This window comes from Simplicispira suum (assembly GCF_003008595.1).
GTDB lineage: Bacteria > Pseudomonadota > Gammaproteobacteria > Burkholderiales > Burkholderiaceae_C > Simplicispira > Simplicispira suum.
The window spans coordinates 2,418,609-2,437,309 of record NZ_CP027669.1; the positions used below are offsets into that span (position 1 = coordinate 2,418,609).

An 18,701-nucleotide genomic window follows, 5' to 3' on the forward strand; every position below is an offset into this window, starting at 1 on the left:
CGATAAAATCGTCCTTTGTCTGCCACCCGGTGCCCGCCCATGACTTCGTCTCTCTGTTCGCCTGCGGGCGCCTCTTCCTTGCGCAGCGCCGCCGATGCCGGTGTCGTGCAAGACACCGTACGCTGGCTTGAGCGTGCAGTGATCGGGCTGAATTTGTGTCCGTTTGCCAAGGGCGTGCACAGCAAGCAGCAAATCCATTACGTGGTGTGCCGCGCGCGCAGTGCCGAGGAGGTGTTGGCCGTGCTCGAGTCAGAACTGCTTGCGCTTGCTCGATTACCTGCACAGGAGCGTGATACCAGCTTGCTGATGCTCCCCAACAGCTTCACGGATTTCCTGGATTTCAATGACTTTCTGGACGAGTGCGAATCCCTCCTCAGCTCGCTGGACCTCGCCGGAGTCTTGCAGATCGCCAGTTTCCACCCGCAGTTTCGTTTTGCTGGAACCGCAGAGGACGATGTCAGCAACTGCACCAACCGCGCACCGTATCCCACGCTGCATCTGCTGCGCGAAGACAGCATCGATCGGGCTGTCGAAGCTTTTCCGCAGGCCGAAGCGATTTTCGAGCGCAACGTGGAGCAGCTTGAAGAACTGGGCATGGACGGCTGGACTGCATTGGGTGTGGGTGCCCAGCGTTCTCCAGTGGGTGAGGGCGAAGGTGTATGAAAGCGCGCAAGGCAGAGAAAGGACCTGACAGTACAGTGGCCGACCTGCCTGAACTGAGGCCCGGACAGTCGGTGGAACTGCTCAAGGAACTCCATATACTGACCCGGGACGGCCGCCTGAACCAGGATTCGCGCCGCAAGCTCAAGCAGGTCAGCCATTTGTTCCAGTTCATCGAGCCGCTGCTCGAAGAGTCAGCGGCCGGCGGTCATGCGCCTTCATTGGCCGACCACGGTGCGGGCAAATCGTATCTCGGCTTCATCCTCTATGACCTGTACTTCAAGGCGCTGGGGCGCGGGCAGATCTACGGCATTGAAACCCGCGCTGACCTGGTGGACAAATCGCGCCAGCTTGCAAAGCGCCTAGGTTTCGACCGCATGGCGTTTCTCAACCTCTCGGTGGCTGAATCGGCCGACGCTGCCGAACTGCCCGAGCGCATCGACATCGTCACCGCCTTGCACGCCTGTGACACCGCCACCGACGACGCCATTGCGTTCGGGCTGCAAAAGCGTGCGCGCGCCATGGTGATCGTGCCCTGCTGTCAGGCAGAAGTGGCCGCGTGCCTGCGCGCCGGCAAGGCGCTGCAACTGGCGCGCACGCCGCTCGCGGAGTTGTGGCGCCATCCGCTGCACACGCGCGAGTTGGGCAGCCAGATCACCAACGTGCTGCGCTGCCTGTACCTGGAATCCAGTGGCTACCAGGTCACGGTCACCGAGCTGGTGGGCTGGGAACACAGCATGAAAAACGAACTCATCATTGCCCGCCATACTGGCCAGCGAAAGCACAGCGCAGCCGAGCGCCTGCGCGCCATCTTGGTGGAGTTCGGCCTCGAACAAAGCCTTGGCGCACGTTTCGGGTTGCGACCGACTCCAATCAATTAATCGGGGGTTAATTGGGTTAATTAATGGAATGGACGCCCCCACCTGATCGGCCTTGAAGTGCCAAAGTGGAGGCTCGATCAACCACTTGTTCAACAGACAGGAGCGTCCACCATGCAAGTTACCACCGTTGGCATCGATCTGGCCAAGAACATCTTTCACGTGCACGGTGTCGATCACACCGGTCGGATCGTCTTCAGCAAGCCCCTGCGCCGCGCGCAGATGGCCGAGTTTTTTGTCGGTTTGCCGCCGTGCCTGATTGGCATGGAGGCCTGCTCAGGCGCGCATTTCTGGGCGCGCAAGCTGCAAAGCCAGGGGCACGATGTCAAGCCCTACGTCAAATCCAACAAGAACGACCGCGCAGACGCGCAAGCCATCTGCGAAGCTGTCAGCCGCCCCAGCATGCGCTTTGTGGCTGTCAAGAGCTGCGAACAGCAAGCGGTGCTGGCCGTGCACCGCGCACGCCAGGGCTTTGTGAAGATGCGCACGGCGCTGGCCAACCAGATTCGCGGCTTGCTCAGTGAGTTCGGCATCGTGATGGCCCAGGGCCTGCGCGTGGTGCTCGTCCAAGCTGGCGCCGTTGCCGCTGATGAGCGCATGGCGCTGCCTTCGCCCATGCGCACCCTGATCGGACATCTGCACCAGCAGCTCAAGCAGCTCGATGCGCAGGTCGCTCAACTGGAGCAGCTCATCGCCTCATCGGTGCAGGCAGACAGCGCCGAGCGACGGCTGCAGCAAGTGCCGGGCATCGGCCCCATCACCAGCAGCGCCATCGTGGCCACCGTGGGCGATGCCACGCTGTTTGCCAATGGCAAGCAACTGGCCGCCTGGCTGGGGTTGGTGCCGCGCCAGCACTCCAGTGGGGGCAAGGACAAACTGCTGGGCATCAGCAAACGCGGCGATGGCTATGTGCGCACCTTGCTCATCCATGGAGCGCGCTCGCTGATTCAGGCCAATGAGCGGCGGCGCGCCGCAGGCAAAAGCACCGATGCGTGGCTCGATCGGCTGCTGAGCCGGCGCAACGCCAATGTGGCTGCAGTTGCACTGGCCAATCGCAATGCACGCATCCTTTGGGCCATGCTGGTCAAAGCCAGCGAATACCGGCCGGAGGCCAGAATGTTGGCCGCAGTATGAAAGCGAACGAGGACAAACACGATTGAAACGGGCAGCGCACCCATTGATTGCACAGGCAACGCTCAAGGCGAGATGATGGCAAGCACAGGTTGGACCGGCATCAGCAAAACCCGATGACCCCGACGTGCCGGCAACGAGCACGCGAAATTGATAGGGAGCTGGTGAGCGAATTCCATCAGGGACAGGGTTGAAAGTGACCCAACAAAGTCCGGATGTATGGCAGCAGTCCTGATACCTTTGAAAACAACATCATGCTCAGGCGCGGCTTGGCAAACCGGGGGCGTCCATGTATGGGGTCAGACCCCAATCGCCGAAGAGCTATAATTTTCTTAAATAAATTGGGGTCAGACCCCAATTTTAACAAATTGGAGCTTTTGTATGGCCAGACTCCCCAGGCTTTCGGTCGCGCATTACCCGCACCATGTGATCCAACGCGGCAACAATCGGCAGGTGATCTTTCAAGATGCGCGGGACTTCGAGCGGATGCTGGATGCAGTGAAGGAATACGCGCAGAAGTTTGCCGTTGCGGTGCATGGCTACGTTCTGATGCCCAACCATTTCCATTTGCTGGTCACGCCCACAACCGGCGATGGTCTTGCTCTGATGATGCAGGCCGTGGGACGCAGTTACGTGCGCTGGTTCAATCAGCGCCACACGCGCACCGGAACGCTGTGGGAGGGGCGCTACCGATCCACCTTGATTGAATCTGAGCGCTACCTACTCGCCTGCATGGTGTACATCGACCTTAACCCTGAGCGTGCGCATCTCGTCCAGAATCTGGCCGATTGGCCGTGGTCCAGTTGCGCTTTTCATCTCGGACTGCGCAGCGATGGCTTGCTAACGCCCCATGCCTTGTATTGGGCACTGGGAAACACTCCGTTCGCACGCGAAGCCGCCTATCGGCAAATGCTCCAGACAGGCCTCGACAGCCAGCAAACAAACGCTCTGACCGACGCCACGCTGCGCGGCTGGGCACTTGGTGGTCCCGAATTCGTTGCGGAGTTGCACAGCAAAACCGCTCGTCGTGCTGCCAAGGCGACCGCAGGGCGTCCAAAAATGGTCAAAAAAAGCAAAGAAAATTGACGACGTAACGCACGTTGAGTAAGGATCTATTGCTATTGTTTTCAATGTGTCCCTAATTAAACATACTTCTGAAAACTACTTAAATAATTGGACTCTGACCCTAATTATTTTTCTTGCGTAAGAATGCTGCAATGCACTAATCTCGGCTCCCCTGCGAAAAAACTGAGGAGTGCGCCATGACCACGGCCGCCGAGATCGAGCATTTGAAGCAACATGGGCTGTATTCGCCCGCCAACGAACACGACGCCTGCGGGCTGGGTTTTGTAGCCCATATCAAGGGGCACAAGCGCCACGATATCGTGACCCAGGCGCTCAAGATTCTTGAAAACATCGATCACCGGGGTGCAGTCGGCGCCGACAAGCTGATGGGTGACGGCGCGGGCATCCTGATCCAGATTCCCGACACGCTGTACCGCCAGGAGATGGCACAGTCCGGCAAGGCGCCCGATGGCTCAGTGGGCGTGGTCCTGCCGGCCGCCGGCGAATACGGTGTCGGCATGATCTTCCTGCCCAAAGAGCACGCCAGCCGCTTGGCCTGCCAGCAGGAGATGGAGCGCGCCATCAAGGCCGAGGGCCAGGTGCTGCTCGGCTGGCGCGACGTGCCGGTCAATCGCGACATGCCGATGTCGCCCGCAGTGCGTGCCAAGGAGCCCATCCTGCGCCAGGTGTTCATTGGACGGGGCAACGACGTCATCGTGCAGGACGCGCTTGAGCGCAAGCTCTATGTGATCCGCAAGACCGCCAGCGCCGCCATCCAGGCGCTGGGCCTCAAGCACAGCAAAGAGTATTACGTGCCGAGCATGTCGAGCCGCACCGTGGTCTACAAGGGCCTGCTGCTGGCGGATCAGGTGGGCAAGTACTACCTGGATCTGCAGGACGAACGTTGCGTCTCGGCCGTGGGTCTGGTGCACCAGCGGTTTTCGACCAACACCTTCCCCGAGTGGCCACTGGCCCACCCCTACCGCTATGTTGCGCATAACGGCGAGATCAACACCGTCAAGGGCAACTACAACTGGATGAAGGCACGCGAAGGCGTGATGGCCTCGCCCGTGCTGGCCGCCGATCTGCAAAAACTCTACCCAATCAGCTTTGCCGACCAGTCGGACACAGCCACTTTCGACAACTGCCTTGAATTGCTCACCATGGCGGGCTACCCGATCAGCCAGGCTGTGATGATGATGATTCCTGAGCCCTGGGAGCAGCACACCACGATGGACCCACGCCGGCGCGCCTTCTACGAATACCACGCCGCCATGCTCGAGCCCTGGGACGGCCCGGCTTCCATCGTGTTCACTGACGGGCGCCAGATCGGCGCGACGCTGGACCGCAACGGCTTGCGTCCGTCGCGCTACTGCGTGACGGACGACGATCTGGTGATCCTGGCATCCGAGTCTGGCGTGTTGCCGGTGCCCGAGAACCGCATTGTGCGCAAATGGCGTTTGCAGCCGGGCAAGATGCTGCTCATCGATCTCGAACAGGGCCGCATGATTGACGACGACGAGCTCAAAGCCAACGTCGTCAATACCAAGCCGTACAAGCAGTGGATTGAGAACCTGCGGATCAAGCTCGACAGCATCGTCGAGACGGAGCCAGTTTTGGGCTACGAACCCGCCCGCGAGCAAAAGGATGCTGGTCCGACGCTGCTCGATCGCCAGCAGGCTTTTGGCTACACCAAGGAAGACATCAAGTTCCTTCTGGCCCCCATGGCCAGGAACGGCGAAGAAGGCATTGGTTCCATGGGCAACGACAGCCCGTTGGCAGTGCTCTCAGGGCGCAACAAGCCGCTGTACAACTATTTCAAGCAGCTGTTTGCCCAGGTCACGAATCCGCCGATCGACCCGATCCGCGAGGCCATCGTGATGTCACTCAACAGCTTCATTGGCCCCAAGCCGAATCTGCTGGACATCAACCAGGTCAATCCGCCGATGCGGCTGGAAGTCAGCCAGCCGGTTCTCAACGTGGCCGACATGGCCAAGCTGCGCGACATTGCGCGGCACACGCAGGGCAAGTTCCGCAGCAGCGTGATCGACATCACCTACCCGCTGCTGTGGGGACGTGAGGGGGTCGAAGCCAAGCTGGCTTCGCTGTGCGCGCAAGCTGTGGATGCCATCAAGGGTGGTGCCAACATTCTGATCATCAGCGACCGCGCACTGTGTGCCACCCGGGTAGCGATTCCTTCGCTGCTGGCACTCTCGGCCATCCATCAGCACCTGGTGCATGAGGGTCTGCGCACCACCACGGGTCTGGTGGTCGAGACCGGCACGGCCCGCGAAGTACACCACTTCGCGGTGCTCGCTGGATACGGCGCCGAGGCGGTGCACCCATGGCTGGCCATGGAAACCCTGGCCGACATGCACAAGGACCTGAGCGGCGAGCTCTCAAGCGACAAGGCCATCTACAACTACGTCAAGGCGATTGGCAAGGGCCTGTCAAAGATCATGTCGAAGATGGGCGTCTCCACCTACATGAGCTATTGCGGCGCGCAGCTGTTTGAAGCTATCGGCATCTCCAGCGCCACGGTGCAGAAATATTTCACCGGTACCTCCAGTCGGGTGGAGGGCATCGGCGTGTTCGAGATCGCCGAAGAGGCGATCCGCATGCACCAAGCGGCTTTCGGTGACAACCCGGTGCTGGAAAACATGCTAGACGCCGGCGGTGAATACGCCTGGCGCACGCGCGGCGAAGAGCATATGTGGACGCCCGACGCCATCGCCAAGCTGCAGCACAGCACGCGCTCGAACAACTGGAGCACCTACAAGGAATACGCCCAGATCATCAACGACCAGAGCCAGCGCCACATGACCTTGCGCGGCTTGTTCGAGTTCAAGTTCGACCCGGCAAAGGCCATCTCAGTGGAAGAGGTCGAGCCGGCCAAGGAGATCGTCAAGCGCTTTGCCACCGGCGCCATGTCGCTGGGTTCGATCAGCACCGAAGCGCACGCCACTTTGGCCGTGGCCATGAACCGCATCGGCGGCAAAAGCAACACCGGCGAGGGGGGGGAGGATGCCGCGCGCTATCGCCAGGAGCTCAAGGGCATCCCCATCCAACAGGGTGATAGCCTGAAAAGCGTGATCGGCGCCGAGAATGTGGAGGTCGATCTGCCGCTGCTGGACGGCGATTCCCTCAGAAGCCGCATCAAGCAGGTGGCCTCCGGCCGTTTTGGCGTAACGGCGGAGTATCTCTCCAGCGCTGATCAGATCCAGATCAAGATGGCACAGGGCGCCAAGCCGGGTGAGGGCGGCCAACTGCCCGGCGGCAAGGTCAGCAACTACATCGGCAAGCTGCGCCACAGCGTGCCCGGCGTGGGTCTGATTTCACCCCCGCCGCACCACGACATCTATTCGATTGAAGACCTGGCGCAGCTCATCCACGATCTGAAAAATGTGGCGCCGCACGCCAGCATCAGCGTGAAACTGGTGTCCGAAATCGGTGTCGGCACGGTTGCCGCAGGCGTCGCCAAATGCAAAAGCGACCATGTGGTGATTGCCGGCCACGATGGCGGCACCGGCGCCTCGCCCTGGTCATCTATCAAGCATGCGGGCAGCCCCTGGGAAATCGGCTTGGCCGAAACACAGCAAACCCTGGTCTTGAACCGTTTGCGCGGCCGTATTCGCGTGCAGGCCGACGGCCAGATGAAGACCGGCCGCGACGTCGCCATTGGTGCGCTGCTGGGCGCTGATGAGTTCGGCTTTGCCACGGCTCCGCTGGTGGTGGAAGGCTGCGTCATGATGCGCAAGTGCCACCTCAACACCTGCCCCGTCGGCGTGGCCACGCAAGACCCGGTGCTGCGCAAGAAATTTTCCGGGCGGCCCGAGCATGTGGTGAACTACTTTTTCTTCGTGGCCGAAGAGCTGCGTCAGATCATGGCGCAGCTGGGTATCCGCAAGTTCGACGACATGGTGGGCCGCAGCGACTTGCTCGATATGCGCAAGGGCCTGGAGCACTGGAAGGCGAGCGGGCTTGATTTTTCGCGATTGTTCGCACAGCCCAAGGTGCCGGCCGACGTGCCGCGTTTCCATGTCGAAGCGCAAGACCACAACATCGAGCACACGCTGGACCGCAAGCTCATTGAGCGCAGCCGCCCCGCCATTGAAAATGGGGAACGCGTGCGCTTCATCGAGGTGGCACGCAACGTCAACCGTTCGGTCGGCGCCATGCTTTCGGGTGCGGTAACGCGTGTGCACCCTGAAGGCTTGCCCGACGAGAGCATTCACATCCAGTTGGAAGGCACGGGTGGCCAGTCATTTGGTGCCTTCCTGTGCCGCGGTATCACGCTGTACCTGATCGGCGATGCCAACGACTACACCGGCAAGGGCCTCTCCGGCGGCCGCCTGGTGGTGCGCCCCAGCCTGGAGTTCCGTGGTGACGCAGCACGCAACACCATCGTCGGCAATACCGTGATGTACGGTGCCACCAGCGGATCGGCCTATTTCTCCGGGGTGGCGGGCGAGCGGTTTGCCGTGCGGCTCTCAGGCGCCACGGCGGTGGTGGAAGGCACAGGCGACCATGGCTGCGAGTACATGACTGGCGGCACGGTCGTTGTTCTGGGCAAGACCGGGCGCAACTTTGCTGCCGGCATGAGCGGCGGTGTCGCCTATGTCTACGACGAAGACGGCGAATTTGACACGCGCTGCAACATGGCCATGGTGACGCTCGAGCGCATCCTGCCGCATGACGAGCAGCAGGCCGGTGACCAGCGCGCAAGCTGGCACCAGGGCCAGAGCGACGAAGCACTGCTCAAACAACTGCTCGAAGCGCACAACCGATACACCGGCAGCAAACGCGCGCGTGAGCTGCTGGACCACTGGGCCGCATCCCGAAGCAAGTTCGTCAAGGTGTTCCCCACTGAGTACAAGCGTGCGCTGTCGGAAATGTACGAACGCCAGGTGCTGGAAGACCCGGCCACGCCGCCAGTGGCCAGTGTGGATCTGACTGCCGTAGCGGCGAAGTAAGCGCTGACCCTTCACGAGGAAGAGAACATGGGAAAGATCACGGGTTTCATGGAGTACGACCGCATCGAAGAGGGCTATCCGCCTGCGGCCGAACGTGTCAAGCACTACAAGGAGTTTGTCATCGGCATTTCCGACGCGCAGGCCAAGGTGCAAGGGGCGCGCTGCATGGACTGCGGCACGCCGTTTTGCGTCAGCGGCTGCCCGGTCAACAACATCATTCCGGACTTCAACGATCTGGTCTATCAGAGCGACTGGAAGAGTGCTTTCACGGTGCTGGATTCGACCAACAACTTCCCCGAATTCACCGGCCGCATCTGCCCAGCGCCCTGTGAAGCCGCCTGCGTACTCAACATCAACGACGACGCTGTCGGTATCAAGAGCATCGAGCACGCCATCATTGACCGCGCCTGGGAGCACGGCTGGGTCACACCCAAAGTACCAGCGCACAAGACCGGCAAGCGCATAGCCGTGGTGGGCGCTGGCCCCGCCGGCATGGCGGCGGCGCAGCAACTGGCGCGCGTCGGCCACGACGTGACGCTGTTCGAAAAGAACGACCGCATCGGCGGCCTGCTGCGCTACGGCATCCCGGATTTCAAGCTCGACAAAGTGCACATCGACAAGCGCGTGGCGCAGATGCAGGCCGAGGGCGTGGTGTTTCGCACCGGCGTTTTTGTCGGCAGTGCGCAGAACGGCCTGGGCAAGGATTCCAAGGTGACCAACTGGGCCAAGGAAACCATCACGCCCGAGCAACTGCGCAAGGACTTTGACGCCGTGCTGCTGACGGGGGGCTCCGAGCAGTCGCGCGATCTGCCGGTGCCGGGGCGCGACCTTGCCGGCATCCACTTCGCCATGGAATTCCTGCCGCAGCAAAACAAGATCAACGCAGGCGACAAGCTCAAAGGCCAGATCCGTGCCGATGGCAAGCACGTCATCGTCATCGGCGGCGGCGACACCGGCAGCGACTGCGTGGGCACCAGCAACCGCCACGGCGCTGCCAGCGTCACGCAGTTTGAAGTCATGCCCATGCCGCCTGAGGTCGAGAACCGGCCGCTGACCTGGCCCTACTGGCCGATCAAGCTGCGCACCAGCTCCAGCCACGACGAGGGCTGCACGCGTGAGTTCGCCATCTCCACCAAGGAGTTCACGGGCGAGAAGGGCAAGGTCAAGGGCCTGACCACCGTGCAGGTGGAATTCAAGGACGGCAAGCTGACCGAAGTGGAAGGGACGCAAAAGCATTACCCCGCTGATCTGGTTCTGCTCGCCATGGGCTTTGTCAACCCGGTCGCTGCGGTCCTTGACGCCTTTGGTCTTGAAAAAGATGGCCGCGGCAATGTCCGCGCCAGCACCGAGGAGGGTGGCTACGCCACCAATGTGCCCGGCGTGTTTGCGGCCGGGGACATTCGCCGCGGCCAATCTCTGGTGGTGTGGGCGATTCGGGAAGGGCGACAAGCCGCGCGGTCCGTGGATCAGTTCCTCATGGGATCGAGCGAACTGCCTCGCTAAAGAGAAATTTGCATTAAAAATGGCTTCAATCGCTTATTCAGTAAGCGTTAGAAGCTATCATTTTGCTAGCGTGCTCGGCCCCTTTTCCAGAGGGACCAATTGACAGGCTAGCTGCAGCGCGCCGCGTCTGGGACAATATCGGGTTTTCCCTAGGATATTTCCCCTGCCATGAACAAACGTTCCGCCCTGATCGCCCTGTCTCTCACCGCATTGCTCGTCGCCTGTGGCAAGCAAGAGGCAGCACCAAGCGCCATGTCTGCTGCGCCGGCGGCGATCAGCAAGATCGTTGTCGGTCTGGACGACAATTTCCCGCCCATGGGTTTCCGCGACGAGAAGAACGAGCTGGTGGGCTTTGACATCGACATGGCGCGCGAAGCAGCGAAGCGCATCGGCGTGGAAGTGGATTTCAAGCCCATCGACTGGAGCGCCAAGGAGGCCGAGCTGGCCGGCAAACGCGTCGACGTGCTCTGGAACGGCCTGACCATTACCGAAGAGCGCAAGAAAAACATCGACTTCACCGCGCCCTACATGGAGAACCACCAGATCGTGGTGGTCGGCGGTGCCTCCGACGTCAAGACCAAGGCCGATCTGGCGGGGAAGGTAGTCGGCGCACAAGAAGGCAGCAGCGCGGTGGATGCCGTCAAGAAAGACGCGGCAGTCTTTCAGTCGTTCAAGGAACTCAAGACCTTTGGCGACAACGTGACCGCGCTGATGGACCTTGCCACTGGCCGGCTCGACGCTGTCGTGGTCGACGAAGTGGTCGGGCGCTACTACGTCGCCAAGAAACCGCAGGATTACGCGGTACTGGACGACCACTTTGGCACCGAAGACTATGGCGTCGGTGTGCGCCAGGGCGACACCGACTTGCTGACCCGGCTCGACAAGGCGCTGGCCGACATGAAGCAAGACGGCACCGCCGCGACCATTGCCACCCAGTGGTTTGGCAAGGACATTACGAAGTAAATTGGGTACAACCCCCTGAGGCGCTGCGCGCCTTCCCCCTTCTCTCGCAAAGCTGCGCGATGTGGAAGGCAGACGACGCCAGCGCTGCGGGGCGGCCTTTGCGCAGCGTCTGCTGGTTTGGGTCACGCCAGTTTCAACGGCAGCGAGTTGTATAAAACACTCAACTGTCGCTCCTTTTATGGACTATCTGCTCTCAATGCTCCCGCCGCTGTGGCAAGGCGCGCAGGTCACGCTCAAGCTGTTTTTCATCACGCTGGCGCTGGCCTTGCCGCTGGGGCTGGCACTGGCTTTGGCGCGTCTGTCGCGGTGGGCGGCGCTGCGTGCGGCCGTCAGCGGTTATTTGTGGCTGATGCGCGGCACGCCGCTGATGCTGCAGATGCTGTTCATCTATTTCGCTCTGCCTTTTGTCCCGGTGGTGGGCGTGCGGCTGCCTGATTTTCCGGCGGCCGTGGTGGCTTTTGCGCTGAACTACGCCGCGTATTTCGCAGAGATTTTTCGCGGTGGCATTGAGTCGGTGGATCGCGGCCAGTACGAGGCCGCGCGCGTGCTGGGCCTGAACTACCGCCAGACCATGCGCCGCGTGGTGCTGCCGCAGATGGCGCGGCGCATCTTGCCGCCCATGAGCAACGAGACCATCACCCTGGTCAAGGACACCTCGCTCATCTACGTGCTGGCGCTCAACGACCTGCTGCGCGCCGCGCGCGGCATCGTGCAGCGCGACTTCACGACCACGCCCTTTATCGTCGCCGCAGCGTTCTACTTGATGATGACGCTGCTGCTGACCTGGGGCTTTGCGCGCCTGGAGAATCGCTATGCACGGCAAGACGCCTGAATTCATGATCGAGGCTCGCGGCCTGCACAAGCGCTTTGGCAGCCTGCAGGTGCTGCGCGATGTGTCGCTGCAGATTGCGCGCGGCGAGGTGGTGGCCGTGATCGGGCCTTCGGGTTCCGGCAAGAGCACGCTGCTGCGCTGCCTCAACCACCTCGAAACCATCGACAGCGGGCACATCGCCATCGAGGGTGAGACGCTGGCCAGCACCGACGCTGCCGGGCGCTGCGCGTACGCCAGTGAGCGCGATCTGCGGCGCATTGGCGGGAAAACAGGGATGGTGTTTCAGCATTTCAACCTGTTTCCCCACCTCACGGTGCTGGAGAACATCACGCTCGCGCCGATGCTGGTGCTGGGCCTCTCGCGGGAGTTGGCCGAGGCGCGCGCGCAAGCGCTCTTGGGCAAGGTCGGCCTCAAGGAGAAGGCAGCGAGCTACCCCTCACGCCTCTCGGGCGGGCAGAAGCAGCGTGTGGCGATTGCCCGTGCGCTTGCCATGGAGCCTGACATCATGCTGTTCGACGAGCCGACCTCGGCCCTCGATCCTGAGTTGACCGGCGAAGTGCTGCGCACCATGCGCCAGCTGGCCGACGAGCACATGACGATGCTGGTGGTCACGCATGAGATGGGCTTTGCGCGCGAGGTGGCCCACCGCGTGGTCTTCATGGACCAGGGCGAGCTGATTGAGGATCAGCGCGCAGCGGACTTTTTTGCCCATCCGCAACACGCCCGCACCCAGGCCTTCCTGCAGCACATGCTGTAGTCAGCCACTCTTAATTTTGTAGCTTCTAGCGTATACAGGATAAGCGCTAGAGCCCATTTTTACCTAGAAATGGATGCTCCTGGCGCTCAGGCCGCAAGTACCGCAATCTTGGGCAGCTCGTCTGGATCCATGGCTTCGGGCAGACTGCCGCCCCGGTAGATGGGCTGCGCTGGGCGCGCCAGCAGATCGCGCACAAAGTTGGGTTGCGCCAGCAGCGCCTGGTGCGTCGCGCCGTTGTAGAGTTGCAAGCCGTCCAGGCCGCGCTCGGCAATGCGAATGTCGACGGTCTCGCTGCTGAGCAGCGCCGGGTCGGTGCTGTCCGACGCCATGGCCATGCACCACAGCGTGCCGTAGAGCGGCACGTACTGAAGGTACGGTCGCACGATGGGAAATGCTGCGCGCAGCGATGCGGCAATGCGCGCCATGGATTGCGGCAGGTGGATGGGCGAGCCCAGGTGCAGCGACAGCACGCCGCCAGGCGACAGTACCCGTCGGCAGGCCAGGTAGAACTCCACGGTGTAGAGATCGAGCGCCGGACCAAACGGGTCGGTCAAATCCAGCACGATCTGGTCGAATGTTTCGCTGCAGCCCGTGATCAGCGCGCGCGCATCGCCCAGGCGAATCTCCAGGCGCGGGTCGTCCAGCGCACCGTGGTGAATGCCGCCCAGCCAGGCCCGTGCCATGGCGATCACTTCGGCGTCGAGTTCGGCCAGGACGACGCGCTCCATGCTGGGGTGCTTGAGCAGTTCTTCTGCCGCACCGCCGTCGCCTCCGCCCACCACCAGCGCGTTGCGCGGCCCTGGGTGCGCGATGGCGGGCAGGTGCACCATGGGCTCATGGTAAAAAAACTCATCGCGCTCCGAGGTCATGAAACAGCCGTCGATGCGCATCACGCGGCCAAACAGCGCGTTGTCGAAGACCTCAATGTGCTGCCACTGCGACTGCTTTTGGGCCAGCAGTTCGCCTGCACGCAGGTAAAAGCCGAAGTCGGGCGTCAGTCGCTCGGCAAGGTATCGCGGTTGAGTCATGGCAGTCTAAAAAGGCAATGCCGTTGAAACGAGCGCGTCCAACAAGCATTGAACGCCGCGCAAGCGCCGCCCCGCCGCGCTGGCGTTGTCTCCTTTCCCGAATCGCAAAGCGATTCGAGAGAAGGGGAAAGGCGCTGAAGGCGACTCAGGGGATGCCTCATGTTCAAGCCCGCTCAACCCGGTGCAGATGCGGATCTGCCGGGCTGAACGCGGCCTGGATGTCGTCAAACAATTGCTGTGCCTTGGGACGGTTGTTGGTCGAATAGTTGCAGACGTAGACGTCCAGCGTCACATAGCCCGCTTCAGGCCAGGTATGAATGGACAGATGCGATTCGGCCAGTACCACGACTCCAGTCACGCCGCCACCTTCGCCGAAGCTGTGAAACAGGCTGCCCACTGCGGTCAATTCGGCGGCGGCCACGCGTTCCTTGCAAAAATTTTCCAGGTAAGCGGCGTCAAGCATCAGGCGGCTGTCACATAGGCAGCCGTAGAGATCCCCGATCAGATGCAAGCCAGTGGCTTGGCGTATCAAGGGGCGCACAGCAGAGACCAGCGTGGAAACAGGGGGCATGGGTTGGAGTTCCTTATTCTTGCGGTTGGCAAAAACCGGCGCGCCGCCCTAGCGGCTGCACCGAACGCAGCGCGCTGACAGTTGCCAGGGAACATGGGGAGCGCAGCGCTTGCGCCCTCGGGTTCAGGTGGCGTTCTAGCAACGCCGGGGCAAGGCTGACAGCGCTCCGCCCGGCGAAGCAGGCGGGGTCTGGTGCGGATCGATGCGGTGCAGCGTCCACGCCAGGAGCGCTTTCGCACCCCTGCCAGAACCTGAAATTATAGCCAGCAGGGAAGGGACGCCGGATGGCGTATGGGTAATTCCCCTATGATGGCTGGTTTGCCGTCATTTGGCGGTCTGCCCGCTTGTCCATGCCCACGCCCTCTTTCTCCTCCCCCGACGCACTCGTCGAGCTGCGCGGGGTGCACTTTGGCTACGACGAACGCGAGGTCCTGAGCGGGCTTTCTCTTCGCGTGCCGCGCGGCAAGATCACAGCGATCATGGGCGCTTCCGGGGGCGGGAAAACCACCGTGTTGCGCCTCGTCGGCGGGCAGCAGCGTGCCCATCGCGGCGCGGTGCTGTTTGATGGTGAGGACATCGGGCAAATGAACGATGAGCAGCTGTATCGCGCACGCCGTCGCATGGGCATGCTGTTTCAGTACGGAGCCCTGTTCACCGATCTCGACGTGTTTGAAAACGTTGCCTTCCCATTGCGCGAGCACACCGATTTGTCTGAAGCCTTGGTGCGCGACATCGTGCTCATGAAGTTGCACGCCGTGGGATTGCGTGGTGCGCGTGATCTCATGCCATCGCAGATCTCGGGCGGCATGGCGCGGCGCGTGGCTTTGGCGCGCTCGATTGCGCTCGACCCGGAACTGGTGATGTACGACGAGCCTTTTGCCGGGCTGGACCCGATTTCGCTGGGCACGGCGGCCGAGCTGATTCGCCGCCTCAATGACGCCATGGGCTTGACCACCATTCTTGTTTCGCACGATCTGGAAGCCACGCTGCAGCTTGCTGACCAAGTGGTCATCCTCGGCCCCGGCCGCGTGGCGGCCCAGGGCACACCCGCTGAAGTGCGTGCCAGCACCGACCCCCTGGTGCACCAGTTCGTGCACGCGCTTCCCACCGGGCCGGTGCCGTTTCATTACGCCGGCCCCAGCATCGACCAGGACTTTGGTCCACAACAGGGGGCGCAGCCATGAGCTGGTTTCGTCCTGCCGATATGGGCTTCGCCGTACGCAGCCTGCTCACAAGGGTGGGCAGCGCCACCGGTTTGTTCGTCCGCCTGGTGGCGTTGCTGCCCGCCGCGGCGCGCCGGCCGGGTCTGGTGCGCGACCAGATTCACTTTCTGGGCAACTATTCGCTGGGCATCATTGCCGTCTCCGGCTTGTTCGTCGGCTTTGTACTGGCGCTGCAGGGCTACTACACGCTGGAGGGCTTCGGTTCGACCGAGGCGCTGGGCCAGCTCGTGGCGCTGAGCTTGCTGCGCGAACTGGGCCCGGTGATCACGGCACTGCTCTTTGCTGGCCGCGCTGGTACCTCGCTCACCGCTGAAATCGGCCTGATGCGGGCGGGTGAGCAGCTCAGCGCCATGGAAATGATGGCCGTGGACCCGGTGCGCCGCATTCTGGCGCCGCGCTTCTGGGCCGGCGTGATTGCCATGCCGGTGCTGGCGGCGGTTTTCAGTGCAGTGGGTGTCATGGGCGGCTGGGCAGTGGCGGTGCCACTGATTGGTGTGGACTCTGGGTCTTTCTGGAGCCAGATGCAGGGCGGGGTCGATGTCTTTCGCGACGTGGGCAATGGGGTGGTCAAGAGTGTGGTGTTTGGCTTCGTCGTCACCTTCGTGGCGCTCTTGCAGGGCTACACCGCCAAACCCACGCCCGAAGGGGTCGCGCGCGCCACCACGCGCACTGTGGTGGTGGCTTCGCTTTCGGTACTGGCCATGGATTTCGTGTTGACGGCATTGATGTTCAGTCTCTGAACCGCCGCCAGCTGCAAGAAAAGGATTGATTCAAATGCAAAAGTCGCGAACCGATGTCTGGGTGGGCTTGTTTGTGATGCTGGGCGCTGCGGCGCTGGTGTTTCTGGCGCTGCAGTCGGCCAACCTGCTGCAGCTTGATTTCCGATCGGGCTACCGTGTGACGGCACGCTTCGACAACATCGGCGGCCTCAAGCCAAAGGCGGCGGTGCGCAGCGCCGGCGTTGTTGTCGGGCGTGTGGAGTCGATCACGTTTGACGACAAGATTTACCAGGCCACGGTGACGATTGCGATCCAGGATCGCTATGCTTTCCCCAAAGACAGCTCGCTCAAGATACTGACCAGCGGCTTGCTGGGCGAGCAATACCTTGGCATCGAGGCGGGACCGGATGAAAAAATGCTGGTCGAAGGCGATCGCATCGTGGCGACGCAGTCGGCCGTGGTGCTGGAAAATCTGATCAGCCAATTCCTCTACAGCAAAGCGGCCGACGCCACGCCATCCGGCGACGGGGCTGCCCACAAATAAAACCCGTGATGTACCCCCATATGAAAAAAATCCTGATGGCACTTGCGCTGGGCAGCGCGCTGGCCGGCTGCGCCAGTGGCCCAAACCGCAATCCAGCCGATCCGTTGGAGCCCTACAACCGCAAAATGAGCGAGTTCAACGAGACGGTCGATCGGGCCGTGCTCAAGCCCGTGGCCACGGCTTACCAGGAAGCCACGCCGGTGCTGGTGCGCACGGGGGTGAGCAACTTCTTTGCCAACCTGGGCGACGCCTGGTCGTTTGTCAACAACAGCTTGCAGCTGAGGGTCGAGCCTGCGGTCACGAGCTTTTTTCGCTTTGCCATCAACAGCACCATGGGGCTTGCCGGAGTGCTGGACGTGGCAAGCGAAATGGGTATGGATCGCTACAAGCAGGACTTCGGCCTGACCCTGGGGCGCTGGGGCGTTCCCACCGGTCCGTATTTCGTTCTGCCCATCCTGGGGCCGTCCACCATTCGTGACACGGCCGCGCTGCCAGTGGATATGTGGGGCAATCCCCTCTCGATGGTCGATCCAGTTTCGGCGCGCAACAGTCTGTATGCGCTGCGCGCCGTCGACGCACGCGCCAATCTGCTGCGGGCCGGACGGGTGCTCGACAGTGCAGCCCTCGACAAATACAGCTTCACCCGCGAGGTCTACCTCCAGGTGCGCCGCGAAGAAAGCGGCCGATTCAAGCGCCCTGCGGACGCGCTGCCAAGTGACGGTAGCCTGCCATCCGAGCCCGAAGCGGGCGAGGTTCGCTAGGACGGGTGGGCGGCTTGCACTTGCTTGCATCTGCGTTGCCGGCCGACGCATTTCGTGTGCCTTCCTGTCACACAATGATTTTTTAGGCCGCGAACGCGGCAAATTCAGGAGAGTTTGAATGATGAGTGGATTCTTGAGCCGCCTCGTGGCTCTGGTGCTTGCATTGGTGGCCTTGCAGCCCGCATTGGCCGCGCAGGAAGCACCTGATGCGCTGGTGCGTCGGCTGTCCAGTGAGGTGCTGAACGAGTTGCGCGCCGATCCGGCGCTGAAGGCGGGCAATATCGATCACATCATCGCGCTGGTCGACAAAAGCGTGATGCCCAATGTGAACTTCCGCCGCATGACGGCTGCCGCCGTGGGACCGGCTTGGCGCCGCGCTACGCCTGCGCAGCAGGCACGGCTGCAGGAAGGCTTCAAGACCTTGCTGATCCGTACCTATTCGGGCGCTCTGGCGCAGGTGGGCGACCAGACCGTGGTTGTCAAGCCGCTGCGGGCCGCGCCTGAGGACACAGATGTGCTGGTGCGCACCGAGGTGCGCGGCCGGGGCGACCCGGTGCAGCTCGACTACCGACTGGAGAAAACGCCGGGCGAGGGTGCTGGCTGGAAGATCTACAACCTCAACGTGCTCGGCGTCTGGCTGGTGGAAACCTACCGCAGTCAGTTTGCGCAGGAGATCAATGCCCACGGCATCGACGGCCTGATCGAAACGCTGGAAGCGCGCAACAAAAGCAATGCAGCCAAGGGCTGATGCCATGGCAGACGCGTTGACTCTGCCGGACGAACTGACCCTGCGCCAGGCGAGCAGCACCTTGACGCGCCTGCTTGGCGCCCTCAAGGCGCAGCCCCAAGGTCAGGGCGTGCGCATTGACGCTGCGCCGCTGCGCGTGTTTGATTCGTCGGCACTGGCCGTTTTGCTGGAGTGCCGGCGCAGCGCGCTGGCCACTGGCCGAGCCTTCGTTGTGGACGGTTTGCCGGCGGCGCTCGGTGGCCTGGCGGCGCTCTATGGAGTGGAAGCGCTGCTGAACGCGCCGGCCTGAAGGCTGCGGGTATTCCAGCGCCGCCCGGCGTTTTTCGGGTATCGCCTAAAATGCCC

General features: G+C 62.1%; 17 protein-coding genes. 15 read left to right on the top strand and 2 right to left on the bottom strand.

Features of this window, described 5'->3' with window-relative positions:
- The first annotated feature begins 39 nt into the window (after positions 1 to 39).
- The 9 genes from C6571_RS11255 (at position 40) to C6571_RS11295 (ending at position 12,762) form a co-directional block, all read left to right on the top strand.
- Positions 40 to 663 (top strand): DUF1415 domain-containing protein, encoded by a 624-nt coding sequence (locus C6571_RS11255; RefSeq protein WP_106446758.1) that lies wholly within the window; start codon positions 40 to 42, stop codon positions 661 to 663.
- Positions 660 to 1,541: a class I SAM-dependent methyltransferase gene (locus tag C6571_RS11260; protein ID WP_106446759.1), complete on the top strand. Its 882-nt coding sequence runs from the start codon at positions 660 to 662 to the stop codon at positions 1,539 to 1,541. Before C6571_RS11255 ends, C6571_RS11260 begins: the two co-directional genes overlap by 4 nt.
- 111 nt (positions 1,542 to 1,652) lie before the next feature.
- On the top strand, positions 1,653 to 2,672 hold the full coding sequence (locus C6571_RS11265) for an IS110 family RNA-guided transposase (RefSeq protein ID WP_106446760.1): 1,020 nt from the start codon (positions 1,653 to 1,655) through the stop codon (positions 2,670 to 2,672).
- Between the two features lie 378 nt (positions 2,673 to 3,050).
- Positions 3,051 to 3,755 (top strand): transposase, encoded by a 705-nt coding sequence (locus C6571_RS11270; protein WP_106446761.1) that lies wholly within the window; start codon positions 3,051 to 3,053, stop codon positions 3,753 to 3,755.
- A 176-nt stretch (positions 3,756 to 3,931) separates the two neighbouring features.
- Complete coding sequence (locus C6571_RS11275; RefSeq protein ID WP_106446762.1) at positions 3,932 to 8,707, top strand: glutamate synthase-related protein; 4,776 nt, start codon at positions 3,932 to 3,934, stop codon at positions 8,705 to 8,707.
- 27 nt (positions 8,708 to 8,734) lie between these two features.
- Complete coding sequence (locus C6571_RS11280; RefSeq protein WP_106446763.1) at positions 8,735 to 10,210, top strand: glutamate synthase subunit beta; 1,476 nt, start codon at positions 8,735 to 8,737, stop codon at positions 10,208 to 10,210.
- Positions 10,211 to 10,378: 168 nt separating this feature from the next.
- Positions 10,379 to 11,173, top strand: coding sequence for an amino acid ABC transporter substrate-binding protein (locus tag C6571_RS11285; protein WP_106446764.1), 795 nt, complete (start codon positions 10,379 to 10,381; stop codon positions 11,171 to 11,173).
- A gap of 178 nt (positions 11,174 to 11,351) precedes the next feature.
- Positions 11,352 to 12,005, top strand: coding sequence for an amino acid ABC transporter permease (locus C6571_RS11290; RefSeq protein ID WP_106446765.1), 654 nt, complete (start codon positions 11,352 to 11,354; stop codon positions 12,003 to 12,005).
- Complete coding sequence (locus C6571_RS11295; protein WP_276329902.1) at positions 11,986 to 12,762, top strand: amino acid ABC transporter ATP-binding protein; 777 nt, start codon at positions 11,986 to 11,988, stop codon at positions 12,760 to 12,762. The genes C6571_RS11290 and C6571_RS11295 overlap by 20 nt, the downstream gene beginning before the upstream one ends.
- A gap of 86 nt (positions 12,763 to 12,848) precedes the next feature.
- Here the strand turns inward: C6571_RS11295 and speE are convergent, their stop codons facing one another.
- Positions 12,849 to 13,790: a polyamine aminopropyltransferase gene (gene speE, locus C6571_RS11300; RefSeq protein WP_106446766.1), complete on the bottom strand. Its 942-nt coding sequence runs from the start codon at positions 13,788 to 13,790 to the stop codon at positions 12,849 to 12,851.
- A 163-nt stretch (positions 13,791 to 13,953) separates the two neighbouring features.
- Positions 13,954 to 14,361 (bottom strand): adenosylmethionine decarboxylase, encoded by a 408-nt coding sequence (speD, locus tag C6571_RS11305; RefSeq protein ID WP_106446767.1) that lies wholly within the window; start codon positions 14,359 to 14,361, stop codon positions 13,954 to 13,956.
- A 350-nt stretch (positions 14,362 to 14,711) separates the two neighbouring features.
- On the opposite strand from speD, the gene C6571_RS11310 reads away from it, so the two are divergent.
- The 6 genes from C6571_RS11310 (at position 14,712) to C6571_RS11335 (ending at position 18,645) form a co-directional block, all read left to right on the top strand.
- On the top strand, positions 14,712 to 15,545 hold the full coding sequence (locus C6571_RS11310; protein WP_106446768.1) for an ABC transporter ATP-binding protein: 834 nt from the start codon (positions 14,712 to 14,714) through the stop codon (positions 15,543 to 15,545).
- Positions 15,542 to 16,324, top strand: coding sequence for a lipid asymmetry maintenance ABC transporter permease subunit MlaE (gene mlaE / locus C6571_RS11315; protein WP_106446769.1), 783 nt, complete (start codon positions 15,542 to 15,544; stop codon positions 16,322 to 16,324). Before C6571_RS11310 ends, mlaE begins: the two co-directional genes overlap by 4 nt.
- A 34-nt stretch (positions 16,325 to 16,358) precedes the next feature.
- Entirely contained in the window at positions 16,359 to 16,847 is a 489-nt protein-coding gene (gene mlaD, locus C6571_RS11320) for an outer membrane lipid asymmetry maintenance protein MlaD (protein ID WP_106446770.1), read from the top strand.
- Positions 16,848 to 16,855: 8 nt separating this feature from the next.
- Positions 16,856 to 17,608, top strand: coding sequence for an MlaA family lipoprotein (locus tag C6571_RS11325; protein WP_106446771.1), 753 nt, complete (start codon positions 16,856 to 16,858; stop codon positions 17,606 to 17,608).
- A 121-nt stretch (positions 17,609 to 17,729) separates the two neighbouring features.
- Positions 17,730 to 18,356 (top strand): MlaC/ttg2D family ABC transporter substrate-binding protein, encoded by a 627-nt coding sequence (locus C6571_RS11330; RefSeq protein ID WP_245901544.1) that lies wholly within the window; start codon positions 17,730 to 17,732, stop codon positions 18,354 to 18,356.
- Positions 18,357 to 18,360: 4 nt separating this feature from the next.
- The gene (locus C6571_RS11335) at positions 18,361 to 18,645 is read left to right on the top strand and encodes an STAS domain-containing protein (protein ID WP_106446773.1); all 285 of its coding nucleotides are present in this window, start codon (positions 18,361 to 18,363) and stop codon (positions 18,643 to 18,645) included.
- Positions 18,646 to 18,701 lie beyond the last annotated feature (56 nt).